This is a genomic window from Pseudomonas sp. ANT_J28, from assembly GCF_008370005.1.
Taxonomy (GTDB): Bacteria; Pseudomonadota; Gammaproteobacteria; order Pseudomonadales; family Pseudomonadaceae; genus Aquipseudomonas; species Aquipseudomonas frigoris.
Genome location: NZ_VOBM01000043.1, coordinates 47232 through 58704, shown reverse-complemented (window position 1 = coordinate 58704; position 11473 = coordinate 47232). Strand labels below are relative to the sequence as shown.

Below are 11473 nucleotides of genomic sequence, written 5' to 3'. Positions count from 1 at the left end.
GTAGAGGTACACTTTTTCGACTTTTGCATCGGGTCGCATCATGAGGTGCTGGCTCCAGAAAGAGTTGGGGAGCACAGCTTCGAGCATCAGATTTCGACTTGGAATGTGGGCTTCATGGAGCGCTTACCAGCAAACCGCCCAAGAGGTAGAGACCATTCATGAGCGCCTCGTGTTCAGCGCAGCACAACCGTAGGCCATGCCCACTACCGTTATGAAGCACAGCGCACCGAATCCTAAAAAGACGAAGTCCATCGCGATTCCTCCTGTGATGGTGTCTAGGCTAGTGACTCATGTATCAAGATGTTGAAAATATTCCGGGAGGCGAGATAAAGATCTCGAAAAGACGGGTAAAAAAGGACCAGTACCGTTGTATGCGATGTTGAAGTTGTAGGTGCGTGAATAACTCAGGGCAGTAGCCTGCTGTCCGTGATACGCAAAGCCGACGAAGTAAAAACTCCCTTGGTCTCGATCATACCTCTTCACCGTCCAAAGCAGATCCTGCTCTGAGTGCACCAACAGCTCACCGAACTATTGATCTCCCCGTTCACTCACCGACCCTCAAAATGCTGATATGCCGATGGCTGAAAAGTGCAGAGGCTGCCGACTACGCTTTACTTGATATGGATCAATAGAGTCTCTTAGACGTGCTGTACGTTGAACGTGCCACACCCGTTAACCAATTGCCGGGGAAGCACCATGTTCTGGTTTCGCCATCGTCAACCAACATTGATACGCCTCGCCATCGTGCTGTGGGTGTTAGCGTTTGGTATGGCAGCGACCCTGGGATGTCTGGCACTACCCAGCCACAATCCGGCTACAACCCAAGTTTCTCTCAACACCGTGCAAGATGACGATAGCCACGATGCACATACCCTCGGTTGCCTTCAACACTGCGCCGATACGGCGATAGCCGTGATTCCTTCGCTACACCTTCAAACGCTTGACCTGTCCAGTTGGACGTTTCTGTTGCTGATCCCTGCGTTGCTGATTTTGTATCCCGCCAACTCCTCTGCTTTTGCCTTCCTTGCATTACAGCGCCCTGCTCCAGCTGGACCGCCTGCCCGCCTGATTTTCGTCCGTTTCAACGATTAAACCGACCTTCAGCGCACCGAATTCCGGGCGCACTTCCTGGCGCTACATCAACCTTGTCCGACGCCCTACTGGATTTCACTCCCCAGGAGTACCAAACCATGATGAGCTCACAGCACTCGAACAAAGGTTCTCTAATATTCTGGAGAAGCAAAACCGGCATAGCGCTCGGCATGCTGCTGGTCATCGCATTGTTCTATCTGGCCAGGGAACACTACGGCCATATCCTGGGTCTGCTGCCTTACATGATTTTGCTGTTGTGCCCACTGATGCATGTGTTCGGGCACCACCACGGTGGTCACAGTCATCACGGTGAAACTGCAGCTCAACCAAGGATGAGAACAGGACGTAGCTTTATTCAACCCCCATGTTCATCTCTGGGCTCAGGGTTCCTAACCAAGCGACAAGGCACACTATGATTATTGCTACCGAGAACTCCAGGGCCATACTGCGCCGCAAAACACTAACGGCGCCAGTGTATTCTCCGCTCTGGATTGATCGTTCTAAAAGTGGGCTCAAGTGAAAACGGTTCAGCGTAGCTAATACAACCATCGCTGCAAATAGTAAAATCTTCAAACACAGCAGCGCACCATAAGTGCTAAACGTTATCCCATCCAATGTTGGACCTACAATGAAAAGATAATTTACGATACCCGTAATACTTAGACTCACGACGATCAATGCACCAGCCGATTCAAACCCGGTAAGAACTCGGGAGAGAATTCGCACCTCTTGTTCGCCATTTAGAATTTTCGTGCGCAGCAGTAAAGCGAATGCGGCCAGCGCTCCCATCCAGCCGCCGGCTGCCAAAAGGTGAAAGATATCGCTAGTGAAATGTATATAACGACGATTGCCTTCGTCCATCGCGCCATGTCCTGTCCACGCCAGGGTAGCGAGAGCAATAGCACCAAGGACGGTAACCGCCCAAAGACTGAGGGTGGGGAAGCGTTTATTAAGTGTGACGGCTATACCGGCCAGCACCAGGGCTGCTATTCGGACCATCCAGGTTAGCCCGACGTCGGTACCCGTGATAACCATTTCGAAGATGTGTTGGCGAAGCTCCATAAACTCTGAAACGCCGCTCATTGCTTTCGCAAGCAGCAACATCGCGCCCAAAGACAGAAGTAAACCAACAACGACTGTACCGAAAAGGAGCGACTCAAAGTACAAGACAGCGCCGGATACCCGTTCTTTTCCCCTAAGGCTATACAAGCCAAAAATTGCCAATCCAAACAGCAGCATCAGGTCTAAATAAAGAACGAACCGAAGGGCGATGTTGATTGAGTCGCTCATGGATCATTTCACTTTAAAAGAGAAGTTGCCTGTGATGGGATGAGTATCGGAAGAGACCGCCCGCCATTCGACCTTATAAGTACCCGTGGTTAACGGAGCGGCAGGCGTGATAACCATCATTTTCGGATCATCGCCGCCTGCGACACCCGCCTTGACGCCCATTGGGGAATTCGGCATGCCTGGCATGTCGGTCATGATCAGTTTTGCCCCTGAGAACTGAGTCGTGAGGTTCTCAGAGAAGTGCAGCTCAATTTTTGAAGGAGCTGCCAAGGTCGAGCCTTCCGAAGGAGTAGAAGAAACTAGCTTTGGATGTGCTTGAGCAAGCGAGCTCAAGAGCAAACCAGCGGTAAGCGCAACAGCTACGGTGGTAGTTTTAAAGAATGACATGCAAGACTCCTCACAGCTTGAGCTGTTGATTCGAGGTTTGGTTGGGGGAGATCTAGTTTTTATTTCTCGATTCTTGTTAACACCACAGACGAATACCAAACGTAGGCCGCGTCCTGGTACGCACTGCACATAGGGAATAGGTCAAGACTCCCGCATCACAGTGCTGGTACACGATGCCACATGAAGGCCGACCGTTCGATTACAATTCAGTCAGCTTGGGGCCGGTTCGCTGGCCCAGATCGGGAGCGCCACCAGGCTACTCACTTTCACTCCCCCACTGCCGGGACCGTTCAGAGACCTGAAGACAAGTCAGTCCATCTCGGGGCAAGGGAGCTCCAAATGGAAGGCTGTTTGTCCGTTTGATGAAGTGCACCAGATCTTGCCCGCATGAGCTTCTATGATCGACCGCGTAATTGAGAGCCCCAGTCCAGCGTTGCTTGGGCTTCCTTCGCGCCGTGCCGGATCTACTCGGTAGAATCGATCAAAGAGCTTTTCAAGGTGTTCGGGCGCAATGATTTCTCCTGGGTTTTCCACGACCACCAATGTCGACATCCCTTTCTGTTGGATATCAACATTGATGGTCTGCCCCTCCGGGGTGTACCGCAGCGCATTAGAAAGCAAATTCGAGATAGCTCTGTGCAACATCAACACGTCACCCCGGACATTTCCTTGCCCCGAAACCGTAAGGTTGATGCCGCGCTCATCTGCCAGCAGGCGGTAGTACTCGAGCAGCTTCTCCACGACCGCCAAAAGGTCTATCGGTTTGTTCTCATGGATAATCAGACCGTTGTCAGACTTGGCCAGAAAGAGCATGTCATCGATCATCCGCGACATACGCTTCAAGTCATCCAGATTCGAATACAGATTGTCTTCGTAGTCCTCGATGCCCCTTTTTCTAGAGAGCACCACTTCGGTATGAGTCATCAGATTACTGACTGGCGTACGCAGTTCGTGAGCAATGTCCGCAGAGAAATTTGATAACCGGACAAAAGCGTCATCCAGCCTGGATAACATCGCATTAAACGACAACACCATCTGCTGAAGCTCTTTTGGTACCGGCGCTAAGGGGATGCGCTCTTTGAGTGATTTGGCCGACATCGACGCAGCGACCCTGGTCACCTGCCGAATAGGACGCATGCCACTGCTGGCAACCATCCAGCCCAGTGCGGCACTGACGAGCGCGCTGATCACCAACCCTATCCAGAACCATCGCTGAAGCGTCGCGAAGAAGGACATATGCTGAGTAACGTCAAAGATCAAAATGACGGTCAGTGGTTTGTCTTGCCCCGTAACGATGGCTTGTGCCGTCACCCCGCGGAACATCTGATCTTGGTCCTGCCATTCCCAGACATTGTCGTTTGTCGCCGTGCGGAAACTCTCCGGAACGTTTACTGGCCCCGGATCAGCGAAAAGCAATCTCCCATCGCTGTCCAGGATTAGGGCCGTCAAATCACGGTGAGCACCGAGTAACGCCTGTAGCTCAGGCTTAAAATCGCTGAATTGATCGATACTTTTCAGCTCTCCCAAAATTCTTTGGGTCGAGTGGAGCTTTTCGTTTAGAGCCTGCTGATCCAGCATTTTGAAATGATGCCGGCTGAGGTTATTGAAGCTGAGCCCGGCAACGGTGAGCACCGCCGTTACCGCAAGCATGAACATCAAACTCATGCGGGTAGTCAGGGATAGACGGTTCATTCCGGTTCCGATTCCGAATCGGGTGCATCGAGCATGTAGCCCATGCCGCGGCAGGTCTGGATCAGCTTCACCTCAAAGTCATCATCAATCTTCGCCCTGAGCCTGCGCACCGCAACCTCTATTACGTTGGTATCGCTGTCAAAGTTCATGTCCCAGACTTGCGAGGCGATGAGCGACTTGGGCAGCACTTCGCCTCGGCGACGGAGCAGCAGTTCCAGCAGCGCAAATTCCTTGGCCGTAAGGTCTATGCGTTTGCCCCCCCTAATGGCCCTGCGTTTGAGCAGGTCAACCTCAAGATCGGCCAATTTCATAAGGGTTTGCGAGGGCACGTTATTACCGCGACGAAGCAGCGTCCTGACTCGAGCCAACAACTCAGAAAATGCGAACGGCTTGATGAGGTAGTCGTCAGCGCCGAGCTCAAGGCCCTTGACTCGATCCTCAACACGGTCTCGCGCAGTCAGAAAAAGCACCGGGACGTCCTTCCCTGACAAACGCACCTTCTGAAGGACTTCCCACCCATCCAGTCCCGGCATCATGACATCCAGAATCAGCAGGTCATATGCTTCGCTCAGAGCGTGTTGAAGGGCCTCGGTTCCGTTGGTGAAACGATCGACATTGAACCCAGCCTCAGTAAGGCCCTGTTGCAAATAGATACCTATTTTCGGTTCGTCTTCAGCAACCAGAAGTCTCATGGGATGGCACTCAGTGATGATGAGGCTGAGTTTGCATCGAATTAGTCGAGCCAACCAGAAACTGACAGAAAAGTAATCTTGGCTTCAGCTTGATGTCAGCCAGCATTGTCTAGCTTTAGAACACTTTTACCTACTCATCCGGCTCTCTAGCCAGTGCTACTCACTCTGAGGTTCCTATGAAAGCTAAATTTGCCATCCCGGTTATCGCTGCAATAACGCTTCTACTCGGTTCTACAGCCATGGCCAGCGTGGGCCACGGGAAAGATGACAGTGGCCAGCCAGGAGCGTCTGCCGACGTTACTCGTACGATTGAGATGAAAATGGGCGATATTTTCTTTGAGCACAAAAACATTGATGTCAAACCTGGAGAGACGGTTCGCTTCGTCCTGCGCAACGTAGGCTCGCTACTGCATGAATTCAACATCGGCAAAGCAACTGCCCATGCCACGCATCAAAAAGAGATGGCAGCTATGTTCCAGAACGGCACGCTCAGTCCTACCGGAAAAGGGCAAGATATGAGCGATATGGGACATAGCATGGGTGGTATGAAGATGGTCGGGATGAAGCACGACGACCCCAACAGCATTCTGATCGAACCTGGGGCAACCAAAGAGCTAATCTGGACCTTTCCCAAGAGCACAGGTCTGGAGTTTGCCTGCAACGTTCCCGGCCACTATCAGTCGGGAATGGTGGGTCAGTTTGAAGTGAAATAAACGTGGCTTGATCGATCACAGCCTCAAAGCGAGTATTGGCTACTCTCAGTCGCAGATGTCACCGCAACGCTTGCGAGGACAGTGGGGACTACATCATGACTAATCTTCCGCATTCAGTTGAAAACGCGCCCTCCTCCTTCTGGAGGAGCAAAACAGGTGTCGTACTGATCATGCTGGTTGCAATCGGTGTTTTCTACGTCATCCGGGAGCACTTCAGCCATGTCTCACCTTATCTGCCCTATCTGATTCTGTTGATCTGCCCGTTGATGCATTTTTTCGGGCACGGCCATGGCGGTCATAACCGACACGTGAGTTCGCAAACCAACAAGGATGAGAAGGGAAACTAGTCATGCCTGACGCCACGAGTCACCTCGAGCAAAATCACGCCCATCCGGTAAAACTCCAAGATGGAGATCTACGCGATCCGGTGTGCGGCATGGCGGTTACCCCACCGAGCAAGTTCAGTGAGCTTTATGAGGGGCAGACCTATCAGTTTTGCAGTCTGAAGTGCCAAGAGAAGTTTCGAGCTGATCCTGATCGCTATGTCGAGAGCCCGTCTGTTCCCGAACACATTAGCCAGCCAGAGCCGCAGGCGGGTACTGAATTCACGTGCCCCATGCACCCTGAGATACGTCAGTCAGGGCCCGGCATCTGCCCTAAATGTGGCATGACATTGGAACCGGTCATGCCTGGGCTGGAAGAGGAAGAAAACCCCGAGTTCAAGGATTTCACCCGTCGCTTTTGGTGGTCGTTGCCATTAACCATGATAGTGACCGTGCTCGCCATGGCGGGACATTCCCTGCAACTCTTCCATGGGACTACCCAGAACTGGATCGAGCTAATCCTTGCGACCCCCGTGACCCTATGGGCCGGTTGGCCGTTTTTTGTGAGGGGCGTGGCATCCATTCGTCATCGCAGTCCCAATATGTGGACCTTGATTGGCCTGGGGACAGCGGCTGCGTATCTTTACAGCGTCGTAGCCACCCTGTTTCCCCAGAGTTTTCCCGTCACCTTCATGCAAGATGGCCGTATCGGCGTCTACTTCGAAGCCGCAGCAGTGATCATCTCGCTGACCTTATTCGGGCAGATGCTTGAACTCAAAGCTCGATCACAAACGTCTGCGGCAATTAAGTCTCTTCTTGGTCTGTCTCCGAAAACCGCACGCAGGATCAATGCCGATGGCACAGAGGAAGACATCCCTCTGACGCATGTGCATAAGGGTGATCACCTACGGGTAAGACCAGGTGAAAAAGTGCCTGTCGATGGCTCGGTACTGGAGGGCGAAAGCGCGGTCGATGAGTCGATGCTGACCGGCGAGCCCCTACCAGTGATGAAAAGAAGCGGAGATAGCCTGATCGGGGCCACGCTCAATACCCATGGCAGCCTGGTGATGGAAGCGCAAAAGATTGGTGCCGAAACTGTGCTGTCGCAAATCGTACAGATGGTGGCCCGTGCCCAACGCTCTAAAGCCCCCATGCAGCGTATGGCTGACGTCGTTGCTGGTTACTTTGTGATGGGGGTAATCGGGATTGCCCTACTGACTCTTTTGGGGTGGGGGCTGTTCGGCCCTGAGCCCAGCTGGGTCTTCGGCCTGATTAATGCGGTCGCCGTGCTGATTATTGCCTGCCCTTGCGCTCTCGGGCTCGCGACCCCTATGTCGATCATGGTGTCCACGGGTAAAGCGGCCAGCATGGGCGTACTGTTCAGAGACGCCAGTGCCATCGAAAACCTTTGCAAGATCGACACGCTGATCGTCGATAAGACTGGAACCCTGACAGAGGGACGCCCGGTGTTTCACAGTGTGGAGGCCACGCAGAAGTTCGTCCCTAATGATGTACTTCAACTGGCCGCCAGTCTCGATCAAGGCAGCGAGCATCCTCTGGCTCATGCCATTGTTGATCATGCTCGTGCTGAGAATCTTGTTCTAACCAGACCTGAGTCGTTCGAGTCCGGTTCTGGAATCGGGGTCAGCGGTTTGGTAGATGGCAAGAAAATCCAGCTGGGTAATACCGCCTTGATGGAAGAGGCTGGTGTGAACATCAGTCCTCTCAAAAACCGTGCAGAGCAATTGCGCCTTGAGGGCATCAGCATCATCTACCTGGCGGTCGACGGAGTACTGGCCGGATTGCTCGCAGTGTCAGATCCGATCAAGCCAACCTCCAAAGAGGCGGTCACCAAACTCAAGGCTGACAATGTAAAAATCATCATGGCCACTGGTGATGGTCTCACCACGGCACAAGCTGTCGCCAAGGAGATGGGCATTGAAGAAGTCCACGGTGAAGTGAAGCCTCAGGACAAGGAGCGTCTTGTCGCTGACCTTCAGAAATACGGTCGACGGGTTGCCATGGCTGGCGACGGTATCAATGATGCACCGGCCTTGGCCCGAGCAGATGTGGGCATCGCGATGGGTACAGGAACAGACGTCGCGATGAACAGCGCGCAGCTCACCTTGGTAAAAGGCGATTTGATGGGGATTCTTCGAGCGCGCGCCCTTTCTGTCGCGACGGTAAAAAACATGCGGCAGAACCTGGGATTTGCATTTATCTACAACTCGATGGGTATCCCGCTCGCAGCAGGTCTGCTGTATCCACTGACCGGACATCTCTTATCGCCGATGGTCGCCGCCATCGCCATGAGCGTCAGCTCCGCATCCGTCGTGTTCAATGCGTTGAGGCTGAGGAACACCCGTATAGAGTGAGGCCTCGACACCATTCAAGCCTGGGTTCAGACAACCCTTGACCTTCCTATCGTGTCAACGTTGATGCTGTGGTTGCGGCTGAAGATGCCGCTCAATACGAGAGGAATAACCATGTTCGTCTTAGATGTGTCAGGCATTGGTTGCGGCAGCTGCATTAGAAAAATCACCAACGCCATTCAATCGCTGGATAACACGGCAACCGTTTCGGTGGATCGTGATACCGGGAAGGTCAACGTCGAAAGCAACGAAAGCCCAGAGCGCGTCCGCGAAGTTGTTGACGCGTTGGGTTTTCCTTCGGAAATCAGCGCCTGAGGGAGCTGGTCAGTTCACGCGCTTACGTTTCTTATGAGCACTGTCTCCTTAGAATCGCAACCTGACACAACGGTAATGCACACTTAAGGCTCCTGACAGGAGGAGAGTTTTAAGATTGCGTCGCGTCTTGAACTCTACCCCCACGAATTACGTCTTGATGTAACTTCAACGGGGGTATCCAAATCTCATCCGAGGATACCCAAATGAAATCCATGAAAACCCTGTTTGTCATCGCAGCCCTGACCGTCTCTTCTCTGGCAATGGCTGAAGGCGGCAGTGATCGCGCATTGGCACGCATGGAAGTGGCCAGACAGAACTCAATGGAAACGTCCCAGGTCGCCCAAAAGCAAGGCCCCCAATCACCCGTAGCAGAAAGCAAAGCCAAAGAGGGCGACCACGCTAATTGCTGAATAGCCTGGCGCACTCCCAAGCTGACAGAAATGTAATCACTGTGGTTGTCCAAATGTGGCAATTTCTGAGCTCGCTTGCCGTATCAATTCGTCTTTGGTGACGGTGGGCGAAGTTCATCCGGGCTCTACACGAATTCCCGAGAGAGTGCCTTCAACCTGTATGAGCAACTCACGGGTTGTTTCGCACAGCTTCCCTTTTGACTGATTGGACATAAACGGCATGCATTCCAAAACCTCCAGGCGGACATTCGTTAAAGGTCTGGCCGCTGGCGGCATTCTCGGCGGCCTTGGTCTGTGGCGCACTCCTGTATGGGCAGTGACCAGCCCTGGCTTTCCGAGCGTACTGACCGGCAACGAGTTTGATCTGTTTATTGGTGAAACCCCGGTAAACATCACCGGTTCGCCGCGCACAGCCATGACCATCAATGGCACTTTGCCGGGGCCTCTGCTGCGCTGGCGCGAAGGGGAGACGGTTACACTACGGGTGAAAAACCGCCTGGACCAGGACACCTCCATCCATTGGCACGGGATCATCCTGCCGGCCAACATGGATGGGGTGCCGGGCTTGAGTTTCCATGGCATCGCGCCCGATGGCATGTACGAGTACAAATTCAAGGTTCATCAGAACGGTACGTACTGGTACCACAGTCATTCGGGCATGCAGGAGCAGTCAGGCGTTTACGGTCCAATCGTGATCGACTCAAAAGAGCCTGAGCCTTTTCAATACAACCGCGATTACGTGGTGATGCTGACCGACTGGACCGATGAAGATCCTGGTCGCGTCATGGCCAAGCTCAAGAAACAATCGGACTACTACAACCACCACAAACCTACTGTTGGCGACTTCATCGACGATGTCAGCAAGCAAGGCTGGTCCGCAGCCGTGGCCGATCGGAAGATGTGGGCCGAAATGAAAATGAACCCCTCCGACCTCGCAGACGTCAGTGGGGATACTTACACCTATCTCATGAATGGCCAGGCCCCTAACGGTAACTGGACCGGGATTTTCAAACCGGGAGAGAAGCTGCGCCTGCGTTTTATCAACGGTTCGGCCATGAGCTACTTCGACGTCCGTATCCCTGGTTTGAAAATGACTGTTGTGGCCGCCGATGGCCAGCACGTCAACCCGGTCAGCGTCGACGAATTCCGCATAGCCGTAGCAGAAACCTATGACGTGATCGTGGAGCCTTCTAGCCAAGAGGCTTACACCATTTTCGCCCAATCCATGGATCGAACCGGTTATGCACGCGGAACCCTGGCGGTACGCCAAGGATTGAAGGCGCCGGTACCGGCGATCGATCCCCGCCCTCTTTTGACCATGGATGACATGGGGATGGGCGGTATGGCCGGCATGGACCATGGCAGCATGGCAGGCATGGGCGGCGGTGATATGAAGCAAGGTGACATGGCCGGGATGGATAACAGCAAGATGACCGGGTTGGACAAGGGCGAGATGTCCAACATGGCCGGCATGGACCACAGCAAGATGACCGGTATGGACAAGGGCGAGATGTCCAACATGGCCGGCATGGACCACAGCAAGATGACCGGTATGGACAAGGGCGACATGTCCAACATGGCCGGCATGGATCACAGCAAGATGGCAGGGATGGATCATGGCGATATGTCGGGAATGGCTGGCATGAGCGGCATGGGTGATATGCAGTCTCACCCAGCTTCCGAAACCAACAATCCCCTGGTTGACATGCAAGCCATGAGCGCTACGCCAAAGCTCAACGATCCCGGCATTGGCTTACGAAACAACGGCCGTCGCGTGCTCACATATTCTGACCTAAAAAGTACTTTCCAGGATCCTGACGGCCGCGAACCCAATCGCACCATTGAGCTGCATCTGACCGGTCACATGGAGAAGTTCTCGTGGTCGTTCAACGGCATCAAGTTCTCTGACGCCGAACCGTTGCGCCTCAAATATGGCGAGCGCCTACGCATCACGCTGGTGAACGACACCATGATGACCCACCCCATCCACCTCCACGGAATGTGGAGCGATCTTGAGGATGAGAACGGCAAATTCATGGTGCGCAAACACACGATCGACATGCCGCCCGGAACCAAACGCAGCTACCGAGTCACCGCCGATGCTCTGGGTCGTTGGGCCTATCACTGCCACCTGCTATTCCATATGGAAATGGGCATGTTCCGTGAAGTACGGGTTGATGAGTAAGG

At 53.5% G+C, this 11473-nt stretch carries 11 protein-coding genes and 1 pseudogene; 8 read left to right on the top strand and 4 right to left on the bottom strand.

The window, feature by feature from the left end:
• The first annotated feature begins 696 nt into the window (after nucleotides 1-696).
• Both FQ187_RS24485 and FQ187_RS24480 read left to right on the top strand, forming a co-directional pair.
• Nucleotides 697-1092: a hypothetical protein gene (locus FQ187_RS24485; RefSeq protein ID WP_149631446.1), complete on the top strand. Its 396-nt coding sequence runs from the start codon at nucleotides 697-699 to the stop codon at nucleotides 1090-1092.
• A 98-nt stretch (nucleotides 1093-1190) separates the two neighbouring features.
• A pseudogene (locus FQ187_RS24480) lies at nucleotides 1191-1441 on the top strand (DUF2933 domain-containing protein).
• A 2-nt stretch (nucleotides 1442-1443) separates the two neighbouring features.
• Here FQ187_RS24480 and copD read toward each other — a convergent pair.
• The 4 genes from copD to FQ187_RS24460 all read right to left on the bottom strand — a co-directional run bounded on the left by copD (nucleotide 1444) and on the right by FQ187_RS24460 (nucleotide 5153).
• The gene (gene copD, locus FQ187_RS24475; protein ID WP_149631445.1) at nucleotides 1444-2382 is read right to left on the bottom strand and encodes a copper homeostasis membrane protein CopD; all 939 of its coding nucleotides are present in this window, start codon (nucleotides 2380-2382) and stop codon (nucleotides 1444-1446) included.
• Nucleotides 2383-2385: 3 nt separating this feature from the next.
• A complete protein-coding gene (gene copC / locus FQ187_RS24470) occupies nucleotides 2386-2769 on the bottom strand; it encodes a copper homeostasis periplasmic binding protein CopC (RefSeq protein WP_149631444.1) in 384 nt (127 codons plus the stop codon).
• 309 nt (nucleotides 2770-3078) lie between these two features.
• Entirely contained in the window at nucleotides 3079-4461 is a 1383-nt protein-coding gene (locus tag FQ187_RS24465; RefSeq protein ID WP_149631443.1) for a heavy metal sensor histidine kinase, read from the bottom strand.
• On the bottom strand, nucleotides 4458-5153 hold the full coding sequence (locus FQ187_RS24460; protein ID WP_149631442.1) for a heavy metal response regulator transcription factor: 696 nt from the start codon (nucleotides 5151-5153) through the stop codon (nucleotides 4458-4460). The genes FQ187_RS24465 and FQ187_RS24460 overlap by 4 nt, the downstream gene beginning before the upstream one ends.
• Nucleotides 5154-5329: 176 nt before the next feature.
• On the opposite strand from FQ187_RS24460, the gene FQ187_RS24455 reads away from it, so the two are divergent.
• The 6 genes from FQ187_RS24455 (at nucleotide 5330) to FQ187_RS24430 (ending at nucleotide 11471) form a co-directional block, all read left to right on the top strand.
• A complete protein-coding gene (locus FQ187_RS24455; RefSeq protein WP_149631441.1) occupies nucleotides 5330-5866 on the top strand; it encodes a plastocyanin/azurin family copper-binding protein in 537 nt (178 codons plus the stop codon).
• 95 nt (nucleotides 5867-5961) lie between these two features.
• A complete protein-coding gene (locus FQ187_RS24450; RefSeq protein WP_149631440.1) occupies nucleotides 5962-6213 on the top strand; it encodes a DUF2933 domain-containing protein in 252 nt (83 codons plus the stop codon).
• 2 nt (nucleotides 6214-6215) lie between these two features.
• Nucleotides 6216-8564: a heavy metal translocating P-type ATPase gene (locus FQ187_RS24445; protein ID WP_149631439.1), complete on the top strand. Its 2349-nt coding sequence runs from the start codon at nucleotides 6216-6218 to the stop codon at nucleotides 8562-8564.
• 111 nt (nucleotides 8565-8675) lie between these two features.
• Nucleotides 8676-8876, top strand: a complete 201-nt coding sequence (locus FQ187_RS24440; protein WP_149631448.1) for a heavy-metal-associated domain-containing protein — start codon at nucleotides 8676-8678, stop codon at nucleotides 8874-8876.
• Nucleotides 8877-9079: 203 nt separating this feature from the next.
• Nucleotides 9080-9286, top strand: coding sequence for a co-regulatory protein PtrA N-terminal domain-containing protein (locus FQ187_RS24435; protein WP_149631438.1), 207 nt, complete (start codon nucleotides 9080-9082; stop codon nucleotides 9284-9286).
• Between the two features lie 220 nt (nucleotides 9287-9506).
• Nucleotides 9507-11471, top strand: coding sequence for a copper resistance system multicopper oxidase (locus FQ187_RS24430; RefSeq protein WP_149631437.1), 1965 nt, complete (start codon nucleotides 9507-9509; stop codon nucleotides 11469-11471).
• Nucleotides 11472-11473 lie beyond the last annotated feature (2 nt).

Coding starts and splice junctions, on each gene's coding strand:
- FQ187_RS24485 (WP_149631446.1), top strand. CDS start 697: ATGTTCTGGTTTCGCCATCGTCAACCAACATTGATACGCCTCGCCATC.
- copD (WP_149631445.1), bottom strand. CDS start 2,382: ATGAGCGACTCAATCAACATCGCCCTTCGGTTCGTTCTTTATTTAGAC.
- copC (WP_149631444.1), bottom strand. CDS start 2,769: ATGTCATTCTTTAAAACTACCACCGTAGCTGTTGCGCTTACCGCTGGT.
- FQ187_RS24465 (WP_149631443.1), bottom strand. CDS start 4,461: ATGAACCGTCTATCCCTGACTACCCGCATGAGTTTGATGTTCATGCTT.
- FQ187_RS24460 (WP_149631442.1), bottom strand. CDS start 5,153: ATGAGACTTCTGGTTGCTGAAGACGAACCGAAAATAGGTATCTATTTG.
- FQ187_RS24455 (WP_149631441.1), top strand. CDS start 5,330: ATGAAAGCTAAATTTGCCATCCCGGTTATCGCTGCAATAACGCTTCTA.
- FQ187_RS24450 (WP_149631440.1), top strand. CDS start 5,962: ATGACTAATCTTCCGCATTCAGTTGAAAACGCGCCCTCCTCCTTCTGG.
- FQ187_RS24445 (WP_149631439.1), top strand. CDS start 6,216: ATGCCTGACGCCACGAGTCACCTCGAGCAAAATCACGCCCATCCGGTA.
- FQ187_RS24440 (WP_149631448.1), top strand. CDS start 8,676: ATGTTCGTCTTAGATGTGTCAGGCATTGGTTGCGGCAGCTGCATTAGA.
- FQ187_RS24435 (WP_149631438.1), top strand. CDS start 9,080: ATGAAATCCATGAAAACCCTGTTTGTCATCGCAGCCCTGACCGTCTCT.
- FQ187_RS24430 (WP_149631437.1), top strand. CDS start 9,507: ATGCATTCCAAAACCTCCAGGCGGACATTCGTTAAAGGTCTGGCCGCT.